Here is a 16,493-nt window from a genome sequence, read left to right as displayed (position 1 = left end):
GAGCCGCCGAGCCTGCGCGCCGCCCGCCAGGCGCCGCCGCCCCTCGAGACGCCGCCCTTCGCGGCGCCCGTGCCGCCGTTCGCGGCACCTGTGCCGCCGGTGGTGAACGTACCGATGCCCGAGCCGGTCCTGCCGCCCGAGCCGGTGCCCGCGCCGGCCGGTACCCGCAGCGGCGAGCCGCGCACCGTCGACGCATCGATCCTCAACGACATGGCCCGCCAGCTCGAGGAGGCGTTGCGGCGCCCCTCCTCCGCGGTGGCGCCGGCCCGCCCGGCCGCTCCGGCGATGAGCGCCCCGCCCGCTCCGGTCGTTGAAGAACCGGTCGCGCAAGAATCCGTGATGCAAGAACTCGTCATGACGGAAACCGCCGCGCACGAGCCGGCAGTGAATGAGCCAGCGGTGCACGAGCCGGCCGCGCAGGCGCCAGAGCCCGCCCCGCCGCCGCCCCCGCCGCCCGAGCCGGAGCCCCTGCCGGAACCGGCCCCTCTCCCGCCGCCCGAGCCGCCGCCCCCGCCGCCGCCGGAGCCTCTGCCCGAGGTGCTTCCTCCGGCGCCCGAGCTCGAGCCGGCGCCCGAGCCGCCGCCCCCGCCTCCCCCGCCCGCGGAGGAGCCCGCCCCGACGGCGAAGCCGGCCTCGGTCCAGAACCCGTTCTCGGTCGAGGAGATCGAGGCCGAGTTCGCCCGCCTCCTCGGCCGGCCCCTCGACAAGCGCTGAGCCGCGCCGGCCCGGCCTCCCGAGCCCCGCTCTGTTGCACCGGAACCGCGCCCGCCCGCCCTCGACAGGGCGCGGCGGGCGCGGCGCTTGCGGGACGGGGCGCCGCGGCCCAGGGTGCGCCGCCATGGTGCCCCCGAATCGTCGCCTTCCCCTGCGGACCCTCGCGCAGGTCCTGCCGCCCGCCGCGGCCCTCCTGCTCCTGTCGGGCGCGCCCGCGCTGGCGCAGAGCCTCACGGTCGATCTCGGCCCGAGCGGCGGCGTCACCGAGCGGGCCCTGCAGCTCGTCGCCCTCATCACCGTGCTGGCGCTCGCGCCGTCGGTCCTGGTGATGGCGACCTCGTTCACCCGCATCGTGGTGGTGCTGTCGATCCTGCGCTCGGCGCTCGGCACCCAGACGGCGCCGCCCAACGCCGTGATCGTCAGCCTGTCCCTGTTCCTCACCGCCTTCGTGATGGCGCCGACGGCGCGGGAGGCCTATCGCACCGGCATCGAGCCGCTGCTCGCCGGGCAGATCCAGCAGAGCCAGGCCTTCGAGCGGGCGAGCCAGCCGTTCAAGGCGTTCATGCTGCGCAGCGTGCGCGAGAAAGACCTGAAGCTCTTCCTCGACCTCGCTCGGGCCGGGACGCCGGCGACGCCCGAGGCGGTCGGCCTCGAGGTGCTGACCCCCGCCTTCATGATCTCCGAGCTCAGGCGCGCCTTCGAGATCGGCTTCCTGCTGTTCATCCCGTTCCTGATCATCGACCTCGTGGTCGCCTCGGTCCTGATGTCGGTCGGCATGATGATGCTGCCGCCCGCCACCGTGGCGCTGCCGTTCAAGCTGATCTTCTTCGTGCTGGTCGACGGCTGGACCCTGGTGGCCGGCTCGCTGGTGCAGAGCTACGGAAACTGACCCGCCGGCCGGCTCAGCGCAGGAGCGCGTCCGGCCGCGCGGCCTCCGCGCCGGGGCGCACGGCCTCAATGACGTGGGGGGCGGGCACGGCCGCGGCCGACAGAGCTTCGGCGGGCTCGGCCTCTGGCGGATTGTAGGGCCGGTTGTAGCAGCGGCAGATCGCCTGCCAGATCGCGGCGCGCTCCTCGGGGGCGAAGCGGCGCAGGCAGGCGTCGAGGGCCTCCTGGCCGGCGCGGGCGAAGCGCTCGCGCTCGCCGGCGTCGAGGCACCCGGGCGGGCTCGGGGCGAGATCGATCGCACGTAGATCGGGGTCGGGCAGGATCGGCGACGGCGCGGCGTCGCGGGTCGAGGCGATCACGTCGGACACGTTCGGATCGGACACGGCTCGGCTCCCTGGCGGTGGTCCTCGCCGGAATCAACGCCCGTTGCCCCGCTTCGATCCGGGGACCGTCCCGCAGGCACCCCGAAACTCCGGCCTCGAGGCCTTCAGTCTTCCGGGAAGAACGGCGGCGGAACGTTGTAGATCGGCAGGTTGGTGTTGCGCGGCAGCCAGGCGTGGAAGGCCGGGCCGGCGGGCTCGCCGTAGGAGACCGGACGGACCGCGACGCCCCGGCGCAGGGCGATCCGGTGCGTCCGGCGGACCATCCGCGGAGCGGGCCGGTCGGAGCCGGGGGCTGCGTATCCCGCAGGGCTGCCGCCGAACCCGGCCGGGGCATCGGGCTCTGCGAACCCGTCCGCCGCCGCGGGGACGGCGAGCGATACGCCGGCGGCGAAGGTCAGGCCGGCGGCAATCAGGGCGAGGCGCAGCATGCGGGCGGTCTCCGGGAGGGCCGCGCCAGCCTAGGCCCACGAGTCCCACCAGGGACTTAACCCGGGCGTCGGACCGAGCCTCGCCCGAACCTCAGCCGCGGCTCGCGATCGCCACGCCCAGGACCGCCACCACTATGCCGAGGAGCTGGACCGGCGCCAGCGTCTCGCCGAACAGCCCGAACGCCATCGCGGCCGAGACCGGCGGCACGAGGTAGAACAGGGCCGCGACGCCCGCCACCGCGCCGCGGCGGATCAGCCCGAGCAGGATCAGGATGCCGCCGACCGACAGGCCGAACACCGCCCAGGCGAGCCCGAGGAGCAGCGGCGTCGAGAGGTCGAACTGCCCGGTCTCGGTGAGGAGCGCGAGCGGCAGGGTGAACAGCAGGGCGCCGACGAACTGCGCCGCCGCGTTGGTGCGCAGGTCGACCGAGACGGCCTTGCGCTTCTGCCACAGGGTGCCGAGCGTGATCCCGACCGTGCCGCAGAAGCAGATCCCGAGGGCTTCCGGCGGGATGCCGCCGGCCGCGCCGAGCTTGGGCGCCAGCACTAGCCCGGCACCGACGAGCCCGACCGCGATGCCGAGCCAGCGCCGGGGCGACACCCGCTCGCCGAGGAGCGGCCCGGCCACCGCCGCGGTGAGCAGCGGCTGGAGGCTCGCCACCAGGGCGGCGATGCCCGCCGGCAGCCCGCGATGCACCGCCCAGAACACCGCGTCGAGATAGACGCCGTGGATCAGGATGCCGGCCACCATCGCGTCGCGCCAGCCGCGCCAGCCCCGGGGCCAGGTCGCGCCGGCCGAGGCGGCGAGGCCGGTCAGGACCAGAGTGGTGAGGCCGAACCGGGCGCAGAGGAAGGTCAGCGGGTCGGCATGCGGCGCGACGAGCCGCGCCACGACGAAGCCCGTGGCCCAGATCAGCACGAACAGGCCGGGCGCCAGGCGGGCGGGCCAGGCGGCGTCGGACAGGGGCAGGAGGCGGCTCATGATGCCCGCGCAACGAGCACGGGCGCGGCCGGCGCGCAACCGCCGCCGCCAGGGGAGGGCCCCGCCCGGCACGCGGGGCTGGGCGGCGGCCGAGCTACTCCCCCGATATCCCCTCCCCCGAAATCTTCACCCGGACATCCCCCGCCGTGCCCGGAAGGACGCGGGGCGCGGATTTCTGGCTGCCCGGCTTTCCAGGACGGGGCCCCGCGCTCTACCTGAGGCGGCAAGCCCGTCGGACGCGTCGCCGGCCGGACGCGGCCATCCACCGGACGACACGCGATGTCGACCAGCCCGAGAGTCCGCGCGCCGTGATCCGTCCCCGCACCGCCCTGGAGATCGCCGCCATCGCGGCCCAGCGCTTCGTCGCCCATGACGGCTGGGCGATCGCGAGCCACATCGCGCTCTCGCTGCTGACCTCGCTGTTTCCGTTCCTGATCCTGCTCACCGCGCTCGCCAGCGTGTTCGGCACCAAGTCGCTCGCCGACGAGGCCGGCAACCTGCTGTTCGAGATCTGGCCGAGCGAGGTGGCGGGGCCGATCGCCGGGGAGGTCCACCGGGTGCTGACCGAGCAGCGCGGCGGCCTCCTCACCCTCGGCGCGGTGCTGGCGCTCTACTTCTCGTCGAGCGGGGTCGAGAGCCTGCGGGTCGGCCTCAACCGCGCCTACGGCCTGCGCGAGACGCGGCCGTGGTGGCTGACGCGGCTCGAATCGATCGGCTACGTCGTCTGCGCCGCCTTCGCGATGCTGGCCTTCACCTTCCTGGTGGTGCTCGGGCCGCTGGTCTGGCGCGGGCTGGTGCTGGTGGCGCCGGGGCTCGAGCCCCTCGGCCTTACCGTGGCGGTCGGCCGGATCGGCGTGACGGTGCTGCTCGTCGCCACCGTGCTGGTGATCGCCCACAAGTTCATCGCCGCGGGGCGCCGGCCGGTCGTCCTGGTGCTGCCCGGCATCGGCGTGACGCTCTGCCTGTGGGTGCTGGCCGGCCTCGGCTTCGGGATGTACCTCGACCGGTTCTCGAGCGCCTACGTGTCGACCTACGGCGGCCTCGCCACCGCGATGGTCTTCCTGGTCTTCGTCTACTGGCTCGCCGCGATGTTCCTGTTCGGCGGCGAGATCAACGGCACGGTCATCGCCGCCCGCCGCCGCCGCCTCCAGGCCCAGGCCCAGAGGCGGCGCGACACCGTGAAGCTGATGTAGCCGGGCGGTCTCAGCTCCAGGCGTGGAACGGCGGGTTCACCCCGTTGAGCGCGTGGTTGCCGACGATCGCCACCTTCCAGCGCACCGGATCGTGCAGGGTGTGGGTGCGGGCGTTGCGCCAGTGCCGGTCGAGGTTGTGCTCGGCCAGCGTCGAGCGGGTGCCGGAGAGCTCGAACAGGGTGTTGGACGCCGCAAGCGCCACCTCGGTGGTCAGCACCTTGGATTCGGCCACCGCGAGCTGGGCCGCCGCCACGCTCTCCGGCGTCGGGGCGGCGACCGCCGCGTCGATGGCGAGGCCGGCCCGGTCGAGCAGCGCCTCGGCGGCGTGCTGGCGGATCGTCAGGTCGCCGACGGCGCGGATCGTGTAGGGATCGTCCGAGGCCCGCTCCTGCCCGCTGTCGATCCAGGGCCGGGCCTTCTCGCGCACGAACGCGATGGTGTCGTCGAGGGCAGCCCGCCCGATTCCCGCATCGATCGCCGCCTGGATGATCTGGAAGATGGCGCCGTCGACCCGCGGCGCCTCGTAGCCGCGCCAGGCCGGCACGAGATGCGTCTTCTCGACCCGCACGTCGTCGATGATCACGGTGCCGCTCGCCGTGCCGCGCTGGCCGAAGCTCGACCAGTCGTCGATGACCGTGAGGCCCGGCGCGTCCCGCTCGGCGATGGCGTACCAGGCGCGGCCCCCGTCGTCGACGGCGACGATGGGAACGAGGTGGGCGAGGAGCGCGCCGGTGGCGTAGAATTTTTGGCCCCGCACGATCACGTGGTCGCCGTGGTCGGTGAAGCGGGTCTCGAACTCGGCCGCCCGCTTCGTGCCCTTCTCCGAGAAGGCGTTGCCGAAGCGGGTGCCGGAGAGCACCGCGGAGAAGAGCCGCGCCTGCTGCTCGGGCTCCGACACGGTGCGGATCGCCGCGACGATGCCGAGGTGGTTCTGGGCGATCTGCGCGATCGACGGATCGGCCGCCGCGACGATCGCGATGACCTGCGCCAGGGTCCGGTAGGACACCTCCGGCCCGCCATGGGCGCGCGGCACGTTGATCGACCAGAGCCCGCTCTGCGAGAAGGCGTCGAGCTCGGCCAGCGGGCGGGCGCCGGTGCGGTCGCGCTCCGAGGCCCCGACCCGGAACCGCGCCGCGAGGTCGTGGGCGACCCGGATCGCCTCCGCGTCGTCGCGGATGACGTGGGCGGGCGCGGCGGGCCGCACGGGCCCGGGAACGCCCTGCGGCACAGGCCCGGCGGACACGAGGCTCGGATTGACGGCGATGTTCATCGATGTCTCCGGTTATCGGGGGATCGGGATCTCGGACGGCACGCCGACGCCCATAGCGGCCACCCGGCCGGAGCGATCGGATCCAGTGACGACATCCGCGACAGATGACACATGGAATTGCCATGAGGAGCGGGGATGTTCGTCGGCGCGACTGCCCGTTGCCCCTCGATGTCGCAAGAATCCTCGCCGAAGACGATGCGGCCGTCAAACGAAGCAATCGGCTTATTTTACGGTTCTTCGAGAATTTCGTTTTCCCATGTGCAGGGATCGCGGAAGAAGGCGTTCTCTCGGGCGAGGCGACCCTGATCCCGGCGGCACGCGCCCGCCCCGGCGTCGAGGCCGCGTCGGACGCCCGACATGGCGGGTGCCGCCCCGCCCGGAGCGGGGACGCGTCACATCACGCGTGGAAGTCCAGCAGGATCGCGGCGGCGCCGGCCGCGCCCGATGGCGTGCCGCCCGCGCCGTAGCCCGCGCGGTTCTGCTGGGATGACTGGAGCTGCTTGACGAAGGTGGAGAGCGCGTCGGCGGCCGAGGCGCTGCTGCCGGAGGCGAGATCATCGGACGGTCCGTCGGCCCGTGCGTCGCCCGGGGTCTCGGCGTCGCCCGGGGGAGGGCCGGGGGGCGGCTCGTGGCTGCCCTGCGCGCGGCCCGTTTCGGTCGAGGCCGTCGTGCTCCGGCCGTGGCTCGCGAACAGGTTCTTCAGCTCGGAGGCCTGATCGCTGGTCAGCGTGCCGTTGCCGACCTGCTCGGCGATCAGGCCGTCGATCCGGCTCCTCATCGCCGCCGGATCGCGCCGGGAGCCGGCCGCGCCCGCGGTGTCGGACGTGGAGGCCGCCGGGGCGCCACCCGAGGCGAGGCTCGACCGGATCGCGCCGAGCGCGTTTGTCAGGGCGGTGGCATCGGCTCCACTGAGGGCGCCTGAGGCCACCTCGCTGCCGATCGTCTCGGCCATCCGGTCGGAATCGGGGCCTCGCGGCGGCGGCGGCAGGCGCTGCGCGGTGACCGGTGAGGGCGAAGCGCTGGAGATCGTCGTCATGCGTCTCTCGATCGTGGGACGGGTGGGAGGACCGATGGCGGCCGTGTGAAAATTACCCACGCATTTGTTAAAGCGTCGTTATACCTCTCCCGTCCGCAAGTGTTGGCGCAATCGCAAGTCTCGCCGCAGTCAAATGTTGCCGATCGTAACTGTTCTTGTCCGAGACCTGCGCTTGGCCGAGAACTGCGCTTGGCCGAGAACTGCCGAGCCGGCCGTCACCGTCGGGGCTGCGGCCGCCGGCACGCTATCCTCACGAATGAAGGAACGCCTCGTGGGGCGGTCGCCTTCGTCCCCGCGACCGCCGCCCGGCCTTTCGCGGAGCGCTGGCTCGGGCTTACGCTGCCGGCCGAACCATGCAGCTCGATCGATCCGGAGACAATCGTGACCGCCTTCCTCACCCCCCTCGCCGGCGGCGCCCTGATCGGCGCCTCGGCCGCCCTGCTGCTGATGGCCAACGGCCGCATCGCCGGCATCAGCGGCATCCTGGGCGGCCTCCTCGGGCCCGCCGCGCGGGACCGGGCCTGGCGGGTGGCGTTCCTCGCCGGGCTGCTCGCCGGGCCGTGGCTATTCCGGCTCCTGTCGGGCGGGTGGCCGGAAGCCCGCGTCGCGGCGTCCTGGCCGGTGCTGGTCGCGGCAGGGCTCCTCGTCGGATTCGGGACGCGGCTCGGCTCGGGCTGCACCAGCGGGCACGGAGTCTGCGGCCTCGCCCGGCTGTCGCCGCGCTCCGTCGCGGCGGTCGCGACCTTCATGGCGGCGGCGATCGCGACCGTCTTCCTCGTCCGCCACGGGGTCGCCCGATGACCGCCCCCCGCCTGCTCGCCGCGCTCGCGAGCGGCCTCCTCTTCGGCCTCGGCCTCGCCCTCTCGGGCATGATGGACCCGCATCGGGTCCTGGGCTTCCTCGATCTCGCCGGCACCTGGGATCCGAGCCTCGCCTTCGTACTCGCCGGTGCGGTCGGCGTCTCGGCGCTCGGCACGCTCGCCATGACGCGCATGGCGCAACCCATCCTCGCCCCGGACTTCGCGGTGCCGACGAACCGTCGGGTCGATGCCCGGCTGCTCGCCGGCGCGGCCCTGTTCGGCATCGGCTGGGGCCTGGCCGGCTTCTGCCCCGGCCCGGCGCTCGCCGGCCTGGCCATCGGCCTGCCGGAAGCGGGCGCGTTCGCTGCCGCGATGCTCGCCGGCATGGCGCTCTACCGCCTCGTCGCCGAGCGCCCGCCCGCCGGGGCCGGCCGGAAGCCCCCCGCGCCCGACATCCCGTGGCAGCCCCCCGCCGTCGAGCCTCGTCGATGAGGCGGGCGTCGTCTCGCGGGTGGATGACCGGGCCGGTCACGACCGGGACGAGGGTGGATGGCGGGCGATCCGGGCGGAGCGCTCGATCCGCCTCGCGGAGGCGCGGCACGCGCCCCGTATCCTAGATCATTGTGACTAGAACCTCCGATCGATTGTTTCCGGACGTCGCCTGCTATCTTCTTTTACCGGTCGTTAATGAAATCATTCCGGGGTCGGCGCATGGAGCTGTTGTCCGCACGGCCGTCGGGGCTTGCGGGAAGTCCCGGTGAGATCGTCGTCGATTCAGGCTTGCCGGCACTGGACTGTCGGATATTGGACATTTCTCCGGCCGGGGCCACGCTGGCGCTGCCGGATGCCGGTGCCGTGCCCGAGACGATCACCCTGGCGGTCGCGGGCGAGTTCGTGATGCGCCGCTGCCGCGTCGTGCGGCGGGGCCGCGATCGCCTCGTCGTGGCCTTCGAGATGCCGGCCTGATCGGCCGCGCGAGACCGGGCACGCGGCGCCGGCCCCCGAGCACCCCCCTCAGATCACCTTCCCCTTTCAGAGCCTGCTCTGATTGGGGTTTGTGAGGCAAACGTCTCCTTATCGATGTTTCCTCAAGCGTGTTATGAACTATTTACGATGCGTCCAAGCTTGCTGAGCATGTCGCAGACGAAGGCGATCATGAAGATGCCTGCCAACGTGGTGGCATAGCGCTCGTAGTCCTTGACCAGCCGGCGGCAGCGCGTCGCCCAGGCCAGCGAGCCCTCCCCACCCCCCACCGGCGCGGCAGCAGCACAAAGCCGCGCTTGGCCTCGGGCGCCTTGACCACCTCCAACGCGATGCCGTTCGCGTCGGTGGCCTTCGCCGGCTTCTCGCCCGTATAGCCTTGATCGACGAACGCCGTCTCCACGCTCCCGTCCGTCTCCGCTTGCACCGCACACGTCAGCGCCCCAACCTGGCTGCGGTCGTCCACGTTCGCCGGCGTGACGTGCAGAGCCACCACATGCCCGGGCGTGTCCCCCGCCAGGTGCACCTTCGAGCCGCGCTTGCGCTTGGCCCCGTCGTAGCCCGCCCGCTCGCCGGTCTCGGGCGAGGAGCGTTGGGTCCGGTTGTCCAGGATCACCGCAGACGGCTCCGGCTCGCGCCCCGCCGCTTCCCGCAACACAGCACGCAGGTCGCCCGCCACTGCGCCAAAGCAGTCGGCGGAAAGCCAGCGTTGGGTCTGCTGGTAGACCGCCGCCCACGGCGGCAGGTCGTGGGGCATGAACCGCCACGGCGCACCGGTCTTCACGATGTAGCGCAGCCCGTTGAACACCTCGCGCAACTCGTGGTCGCGTTGACCCGAGTCCTCGCGCAGCAGCGCCAGATAGGGGGCAACCAGCGCCCATTCCTCATCGGACACGTCGGACGGATAGGCGGGGCGATCAGAACTCATGCCCCTCAACCCTCACGCCACGTCATAGGTTCATAACACGCTCTAGGAAACATCGATAAGGAGACGCTTGTCTCACAAACCCCAATCAGAGAAGGCTCTGAGAGTGACAGCGGGGCGAGAGCCTCGACTTGGGTTGGATAGGGTCTCAGACGCAGTTCGTCACCGATCCCTTGCGGCGCTGGCACCGCGGCCGGGCGGTGCTGATGGGCGACAGCGCGCATGCCATGCTGCCCCACCACGGGCAGGGCGCCGACACCACGATCGAGGATGCCGTGACCCTCGCCGCGCGGCTGGCCGCCGACGGCGCCCGCGACCTCGACGGGACGATGCGGCGCTACCAGTGGCTCCGCCAGGCCCGAACCCGCACGATCCAGCGCAGCGCCTGGGCGACGAACCGCCTGCTACATCGACCCGATTCCGTCAGGCCGGCGGCGCTGGCGCGGCGCGACGCCCGCATGGCCCGCTTCCCCGAGGATTTCGGCTGGATCCACGCCTTCGACGCGACCGGCACGGTCGACCGGGCCCTGTCGGACCCGCGGGCCGCGTGAACGGGACGACGTCGAGGGCATCACACCCGCGGCGTCGCCCGCGGCAAAGCCGCCTCCGCGCCCCGGGCGGCGCGGAGGCGGTCCCTCAGCGCGCGGCCGCGTCGAGGGCCTCGCACCGCGTCGTCGAGGCGGCGGCCCGGGCGGGGTCGGGATCGACGCCGTTGATGCAGTCGGTCTTGAGGAACTCGACCAGCGCCAGGCGCTCGTCGACCGAGAGCGCCCGCCCGATGACGCCCGTCCCCTTGGTGCCGGCGAATTCGTGGCCGGTGTTGAGGTTGCCGCGCTTCGCGGTGTCGAGGGTGAACAGCCCGCCGAGCTGGTTGGCCTCTGCGCCGGCCTCGGCGTTCAGGCAGTCCTTCGGGTCCTTGGCGGCCACGGCGGTGAGCTGGTAGCCGAGGCAGACCGGATCGAATTCCCGCCGGCCAAGGGTGAAGCTCTTCGGGCGCTCCGCCACCGGCGACAGCAGCGCGAAGACGTTCGGGACCGCGCCGTTATGCAGGAAGGGCGGCGTCGCCCAGACCCCGTCGAGGGGGCGTGCCTTGTAGGCGAGCGGCGCCTGGATACCGTTCGGCCGGTAGCCGTTCAGGCGCTCGCGGTCGGCCTTCGCGGTCGGCGGGGTCTGGCTGTCGTACCAGCGGTCGACCGTGCGCTTCACCGTCACGCCGAGGGCGGGCCCGAAGGCGTAGCGGCCGTCCTTGTCGGGCTCGCCGAGCGGGACGTCGCCGGGGCCGTCGCCGCTGCGGTCCTTGAGCGCCCGCACCAGGGTGTCGGGCAGGGCGACCGTGCGGGCGATCATGTCCTCGGCCTGGGCCGGATCGGTCCCGATCGTGGCGATGGGGATGGGCTTCACCACGAGGTAGCGCTGCCCGAACGCGTTCGGCTTCAGCCACGCCGTCGAGTCCCAGAACTCCTTGCGGCCGATCGGGGCCTGGTGGCAGCCCTGGCACAGCTCGCCGTAGAGCCCGGCGCCCTTGCGGGCCCGGCCGAGGTCGATCGCGTTCGCCTTGTCGATCTCCGCGAACAGGCTCGGCCAGCGCGGGGCGCGCAGGCCCGTGAAGCCGGCCTGTGCGTCCGGCTGCTCGCCGGCGATCTGCTTCTCGATCCGGGCGATGTTCTCGACGTGCACCTGCGAGGTGAAGAGGTCCTTGGCCGGGCCGGTGAGGTTGACGGGAGCCGAGACGCCGAGGGCCTCGCCGGCGTTGCGCACCATCGGCTGCTCGATGGAGGCGTTGTACTGCACCCAGTCGAACCACGACGTGTTCCAGACGTGGGGGAAGTTCACCGGCGCGGTCGTGGCGGCGTAGTTCGCCTCCCGGGCTGCGTCGTCGAGGTCGAGGGCGAAGACCGTGTTGCCGATGCGGTTCAGGGCGTCGAGCCGGCCGTAGCCCTCGTCGACGGTCGCCGCCGCGACCTTCTTGTCGAGCTTGCGCACCGCGTCGAGCCGGTCCCACAGCGCGTCGAGCTGGGCCTTCAGGTCGGACTTCTGGGCCTCGCTCGCATCCTCGCCGAGCACGTTCATGGCGAACCGGTCGAAGCGGCCGGGGACGTACTTGGTGAACAGGATCGAGAGGCCGAGGCCCTGCCGGAACTTGCCGAGGTCGGTGAGGGCGGGCCCGCCGTCGACGAGGAGCGCCGTCTCGCGATAGGTCAGGCGCCCGGTATGGCAGGCCGCGCAGGTGAAGCCGATCTTGTGGGTCGGCTTGCCCGTGCGCGGGTTGAGCCAGGGCCGGCCGTCCGGCAGCAGCATGTCGCCCCGGTCCTCGGCCTTGTCACCGCCGCGGGCAAAGCCGATCGGCAGCTGGATCTCGCCGCCACGCGTCGCCCCCGGGATGAAGCCGTAGCGGTCGAGATAGGCCGGGTCGGCGAGCCGGCCGACGTCGCCGACCAGCGTCAGGCGCGGCTGCTCGAGGGCGATGAACCACTCGTAGGGGATGTTGAGGGTTTGCGTGCCCTGGTCGGCATGGTGGTACCAGTCCTGCTCGTCGTTCGACCACGCCTGGCCGAGCCAGCGCGCCTCCTTGACGGGCGGGTAGTCCGGCAGCGCGACGTAGAGCTTGTCGCGGTAGATCTTGAATCCGATGCCGACGACGATCAGCAGGACGGCGATGATGCCGACGATGATCTTGGCGAGGCGCCCCGTTCCCACGTCCGTAGTCTCCGCGTAGAAGAAATATCGACGGGACGCGGCACGATCGCGTCCGCCCCGCTGCTGTTTCAGATCGTTCACGGGTCAGGGCGCGTCGGCGACGCCCCTGGGAAAATCGGCCTTCAGCGCCTCGATCGTCGCCGCCACCACCCGGTCGGCCTTGCGTGAGGCGACGCCGACCCCGAACGTCTTGGCGCCCTGGCGTGCCAGGTAGCCAAGGATCAGGCCCATATCGTCGGTTTCCTTGCGGAAATCGATGTCGACGAGGGTCGAGACCACCTTCTCGATCCGCTGCCGCAGGTCGCCGCGCAGGAGGTCCTGCCGGACGTCCTCGGGGCGGGGCCGGTCCGCCTCGCCGATCTCGATCGGCTTCTGGAGCTTCGGCGTCAGCGGGATGATGGGATAGAGCGGCACGTCCGCCTGCGAGCCGTCGGGGAGCACCAGCGTCCTGAAGCCGAGCCCGCGCTCCTCGCCGGGGGCGATCGACCCGGTCGCCTTGCTGGCGTCGCGTACCCGCCAGCTTTCGGCGATGGTCGCCCCGTCGAACAGGCCGTTCGTCCCCGGCAGCACGAAGTTCCAGCGCAGGAAGGCCTGGGCGTTGCGGCGCCCGAGGAGGTAGTCGTGGCGGCGGAAGCTCTCGTGCAGGAAGCCGCTGAAGCCGCCGAGCGCGCCGCTGGCGATCGGGAAGACGATCGGCTTCCCGTCCGCCCGCTGGCGCACCGGCGAGACGATGAAGCGGGAGAAGTCGGAGCCGTCATGCGCCCGGGCCAGTTCCTCGGGCTTGAACCGCGCCTGGTTGATCAGCGCCGAGAACAGGCCCGGCAGCGCGGTCGCGAGCGTGCCGGTGACCGGATCGGCCGGCAGCGCCTGGTAGTTCGGGAACGGCGCGATCAGCACGACCGAGCGGCGCGCCTTGTCGCCGGCGGGCTCGTCCGGGTAGCCGTTGGTGAGGTAGCGCCGCGCCTGTTCCAGCGGCTCGTTGTCGATCGTCCCGCCGTCGACGGCCCAGTACCGGGCGATGGCCTTCACGTCGTATCGTTCGTCCGGCGCGATGATCGTGAACCGGCCGTCCGCGCCGTCGCGGCCCACCGTGCTCCAGGCGAGGAGGTCGGAGCCCGGCCGGCTGACGCGGCGGGGGGCGAGCCCGACCGGGAAGGCCCCGGTGGCGAGCGCCGCGACCTTGAAGAAGTCCCAGGCCGGGTCGTCGGTCCGCGTCACGTCGAGCCAGGGATCGCCGGCCCGGGGGGCGCCGCTGCCCAGCTCGAACGAGGCGACGTCGGCGTGGTTCGTCATGCCGAAGGCCCGGTTCGTCCCGGCGCCGACGAGGTCGAACGAGTACGGGACCCCGCGCAGGTTCGTCAGCGTCAGCATCACCCGCAAGCCGTCGCGCTCGCCCCGCCCGATCCAGGGCCGCCGGACGGGCGGCCCCTCGATCGCGAACGCGCTGCCGAGGATGTCGTCGAGGACGGCGCTGCACAGGACCGACTTGAGGCCGCTCGTGCCGTCGAGGTCGCGGGTCTCGAGCAGGCGCTCGATCGCGATCTCGCGCACCCAGCTCGCGTAGAGCCGGTTGCGCGGCTCGGGCGGCGGCGGTTCCGCCGGCCGGACGTGGTCGAGGCCGCGGAACATGTGCAGGGCCGCCATGCCGGCGGTCATGCCGCCCGCCGAGGCGCCTGCCAGCACCGGCACCCGCACGTCGTGGGTCGGGCCGTCCCAGCCGGGCGCGTCGCGGGCGGCGTAGTAGCCGTCCAGCGCCTCGATCAGGAAATCCATCACGCCGGCCGAGTAGCACCCGGCCGAGATGGCGCCGGCCAGCACCAGGCCGACCTCGAAGACGGGACGTTCGGGCATGGAAGGGTCCGGGGCTCGGGCGGCGGGCGGGTCGGGAGCGGTCACGGGGTGATGCCAAGCACGAAGCGCTCCGCGAACGGACCGCCCCGGTCGTCGATGCGGCCGGCCTCGCCGTCGAGCAGCCGGACCCCCGGCAGGCGCAGGATCTGCCGCACCGTCTCGGGGATGATCGCGTAGCCGACATACTGGCCGAGGCACCGGTGCTGGCCGAAGCCCATGTGCAGGTAGTCGAGGCGGGCCCGCGGCTTGAAGCTCTCGGGATCGGGAAACAGGGCCGGGTCGAACATCGCCGATCCGATGGCGAGCGCGACCACGCGCCCGGGCGGAACGGCGACTTCGTGCTCGGTGCCGGGGGCGAGCCGGGCCGGCTCCGCGGCGATCCGCAGGACGAAGGTCGTCATCGGGTTGAACCGCAAGGCCTCCCAGACGATCGCGTCGAACCGGTCCGTGTCGGGCGAGCGGGCGGCCTCGACCGCCTCGGCCCGCACGTCGGGCCGCAGGAGGATCTGCTCGGTGGCGTTGGCGATGGCCTGGGAGGTGGTCTCGACGGCGCCGACGAGGAGGCCCGCGATGTTGCTCACCACGCGCTCGGCGTCGAAGCCGGCGCCCCCCGTCCCGGCCAGGCGCAGCAGGCGGGACACGGCGTCCTCGCCCCGCGCCTCGGCCCAGGGCTGGCGCCGCGCCAGGAAGCGGCGGATCCAGGCGCGCATCTCGGTCCCGGCGGCGACGTTGTCGGCCTTCACCGCCGGGTCGCCGGTGAGGTTGTGGAACATGTCGGCCTGCGTCGCCCGCGACCAGCGCAGCATCGCCGCATCGTCGGGGCCGTAGAACCCGAAGCTCTGCTGCACGACGCGCAGCGGCGCCAGGCGCGAGGCGAGCCCGACGACGTCGACCGTGTCGCCCTCGACGGCGAGCGCGGCGGCGACCGTGCGCCCGACGAAATCCCGGATCGCCGGCAGGTCGTCCCAGCGCAGCAGGCTGCGCATCACCGCCTTGTCCTGCCAGTTCAGCTCGCTGTCGTCCCGCGCCAGCATGAACGGGCCGACGGACGGGTCCATGTGCGGCCGGTAGGTCACCTGGAAGGTCGACGGGCGCGACAGCGCGTCCATCACGTCGGACCACCGCGAGACGACCGCGAAGGGCGCCAGGTCCAGGATCGGCCGCTCGGCCCGCAGCTCGGCGAACAGGCCGCGCCAATCTGCCCGCAGATGCCGGAAGAACACCGCCGTGCGCGCGGGACCGTTTTCGGGATCGATGGACCCGAATTCGTCCAGAAAGGTCATCCTGCACCCCTTGCCCGACATCGTCGGTGCGCCTGCATGCTCGTCTTGGATTTGATGCGCAGAAATTCGATCTTTACTTGATTATGCTGTCATCGATCTCGAAAATGATCGGTCCGGTCGCACGCCATCCGTTCCGGGATCGAGCCGACCCCGTCCACCAGGGGCGGTCGCTACCCCGTCTCCGGTTCGCTCCCGTCCCGAATTTACGGCACGGCGCATCCGGGCTTCCGCGCCCGCGCGCATCGGCACGCGGCGACATCAATGTCCGCTGGACGATCGTTCCGTTTCTTGGTCGAAACCCCAAGACACCGCACAATCATTCCAAGCCGTATGCAATGTCAAGCTGCAGTTTGGAGAAACATATTTCTGTATCACCGACCCGTCTGAGCCGGCACAGGGTGGAGGCCAAGGCCGTCGCGCCGTTTTCAACGAAAATCGGCTGCTAGTTCATGAGATGCAAAAGTAAATATGAAATATGAATGGCGTGCATGCGGTTTCGTTCCGAGCGAGAAAGAGTTCGACGAGATGCTTGTACGCCGGGACTTCCTCGGACGCGGACAGCCCTGCCGACCGTCGCGGCAGGAGGATCCGGCCCTCCCGGGGATGACCCGGCGCGTCTCACGGCGGCGGAGGCTTCTACGGAGGCCGGCAAGGGAGCGGGCAGGGGAGCGCACGAGAAAACCTGCCGGGAGGCCTGCAACCCTTGGCCCGGCCTCCGGAGCAGCGCCCGCTCGCGTTGCAACCAGATGCCGCTCCAGGTATCTGATCTTGCAGCATTTTCTTTTGCCGAACCGGCACCCGCCTCACCGGAAAATGCTCTCGCCGAATCCGCGAGATCTGCACAAACGACCAGCATCCTCTACGCAATACGGCCCATGCGTGCCTCTATATTCGCCAATATTGCACCGCACAAAGACGTCCCAACCGCGGCAATGGGCGATGGTCGTTTTTCCGGTCATTCGTCATTCGGGGTTGATGGACGAGAGGCGGGCTCGAAGCCCGCTTCGTCGTTTGGGGTTGATAGACGCCCAGGCCACAGGCAGGAAACAGCGTGAGGCGGCT

Annotated in this window: 14 protein-coding genes and 2 pseudogenes; 7 read left to right on the top strand and 9 right to left on the bottom strand. The window is 71.8% G+C overall.

Annotation, left to right across the window (positions count from 1 at the left end):
- Window positions 1–714, top strand: a pseudogene (locus HPY23_RS08215) (hypothetical protein); the annotation flags it as partial.
- 124 nt (window positions 715–838) lie between these two features.
- The gene (gene fliP / locus HPY23_RS08210; RefSeq protein WP_060850204.1) at window positions 839–1,603 is read left to right on the top strand and encodes a flagellar type III secretion system pore protein FliP; all 765 of its coding nucleotides are present in this window, start codon (window positions 839–841) and stop codon (window positions 1,601–1,603) included.
- Window positions 1,604–1,616: 13 nt separating this feature from the next.
- Here the strand turns inward: fliP and HPY23_RS08205 are convergent, their stop codons facing one another.
- The 3 genes from HPY23_RS08205 to HPY23_RS08195 form a co-directional block, all read right to left on the bottom strand.
- A complete protein-coding gene (locus HPY23_RS08205) occupies window positions 1,617–1,985 on the bottom strand; it encodes a hypothetical protein (RefSeq protein WP_210344591.1) in 369 nt (122 codons plus the stop codon).
- 104 nt (window positions 1,986–2,089) lie between these two features.
- Window positions 2,090–2,413 (bottom strand): hypothetical protein, encoded by a 324-nt coding sequence (locus HPY23_RS08200; protein ID WP_091884349.1) that lies wholly within the window; start codon window positions 2,411–2,413, stop codon window positions 2,090–2,092.
- Between the two features lie 91 nt (window positions 2,414–2,504).
- A complete protein-coding gene (locus tag HPY23_RS08195) occupies window positions 2,505–3,395 on the bottom strand; it encodes a DMT family transporter (protein ID WP_091884346.1) in 891 nt (296 codons plus the stop codon).
- Between the two features lie 311 nt (window positions 3,396–3,706).
- Here HPY23_RS08195 and HPY23_RS08190 point away from each other — a divergent pair, with 311 nt between their 5' ends.
- Window positions 3,707–4,588 carry a YihY/virulence factor BrkB family protein gene (locus tag HPY23_RS08190; protein WP_060850881.1) on the top strand — a complete coding sequence of 294 codons (882 nt, stop codon included), beginning with the start codon at window positions 3,707–3,709 and terminating at the stop codon, window positions 4,586–4,588.
- Between the two features lie 10 nt (window positions 4,589–4,598).
- Here HPY23_RS08190 and HPY23_RS08185 read toward each other — a convergent pair whose 3' ends face one another.
- Window positions 4,599–5,858: an SfnB family sulfur acquisition oxidoreductase gene (locus HPY23_RS08185; protein ID WP_091884344.1), complete on the bottom strand. Its 1,260-nt coding sequence runs from the start codon at window positions 5,856–5,858 to the stop codon at window positions 4,599–4,601.
- Window positions 5,859–6,255: 397 nt separating this feature from the next.
- A complete protein-coding gene (locus HPY23_RS08180) occupies window positions 6,256–6,894 on the bottom strand; it encodes a hypothetical protein (RefSeq protein ID WP_091884341.1) in 639 nt (212 codons plus the stop codon).
- Window positions 6,895–7,275: 381 nt separating this feature from the next.
- Between HPY23_RS08180 and HPY23_RS08175 the strand changes: the two genes are divergently transcribed.
- From HPY23_RS08175 to HPY23_RS08165, 3 genes are all read left to right on the top strand, one after another.
- A complete protein-coding gene (locus HPY23_RS08175; protein WP_091884339.1) occupies window positions 7,276–7,695 on the top strand; it encodes a YeeE/YedE family protein in 420 nt (139 codons plus the stop codon).
- A complete protein-coding gene (locus tag HPY23_RS08170; protein WP_236012862.1) occupies window positions 7,692–8,186 on the top strand; it encodes a YeeE/YedE family protein in 495 nt (164 codons plus the stop codon). The genes HPY23_RS08175 and HPY23_RS08170 overlap by 4 nt, the downstream gene beginning before the upstream one ends.
- A gap of 219 nt (window positions 8,187–8,405) precedes the next feature.
- Complete coding sequence (locus tag HPY23_RS08165) at window positions 8,406–8,660, top strand: PilZ domain-containing protein (RefSeq protein ID WP_175539902.1); 255 nt, start codon at window positions 8,406–8,408, stop codon at window positions 8,658–8,660.
- Window positions 8,661–8,791: 131 nt separating this feature from the next.
- Here HPY23_RS08165 and HPY23_RS08160 read toward each other — a convergent pair.
- Window positions 8,792–9,603 (bottom strand): annotated as a pseudogene (locus HPY23_RS08160) (IS5 family transposase).
- A 128-nt stretch (window positions 9,604–9,731) separates the two neighbouring features.
- Here HPY23_RS08160 and HPY23_RS08155 point away from each other — a divergent pair.
- Entirely contained in the window at window positions 9,732–10,151 is a 420-nt protein-coding gene (locus HPY23_RS08155) for an FAD-dependent oxidoreductase (protein ID WP_236012863.1), read from the top strand.
- Window positions 10,152–10,236: 85 nt separating this feature from the next.
- On the opposite strand, the gene HPY23_RS08150 is transcribed toward HPY23_RS08155, so the two are convergent.
- The 3 genes from HPY23_RS08150 to HPY23_RS08140 form a co-directional block, all read right to left on the bottom strand.
- Complete coding sequence (locus tag HPY23_RS08150) at window positions 10,237–12,297, bottom strand: di-heme-cytochrome C peroxidase (RefSeq protein ID WP_175539901.1); 2,061 nt, start codon at window positions 12,295–12,297, stop codon at window positions 10,237–10,239.
- A gap of 84 nt (window positions 12,298–12,381) precedes the next feature.
- Window positions 12,382–14,148 (bottom strand): patatin-like phospholipase family protein, encoded by a 1,767-nt coding sequence (locus HPY23_RS08145; RefSeq protein ID WP_091884335.1) that lies wholly within the window; start codon window positions 14,146–14,148, stop codon window positions 12,382–12,384.
- A gap of 41 nt (window positions 14,149–14,189) precedes the next feature.
- Window positions 14,190–15,431 (bottom strand): cytochrome P450, encoded by a 1,242-nt coding sequence (locus HPY23_RS08140; RefSeq protein WP_139234913.1) that lies wholly within the window; start codon window positions 15,429–15,431, stop codon window positions 14,190–14,192.
- Window positions 15,432–16,493: the final 1,062 nt, after the last annotated feature.

Source organism: Methylobacterium ajmalii, assembly GCF_016613415.1.
Lineage (GTDB): Bacteria > Pseudomonadota > Alphaproteobacteria > Rhizobiales > Beijerinckiaceae > Methylobacterium > Methylobacterium ajmalii.
This window is presented reverse-complemented; position numbering and strand designations above follow the sequence as displayed.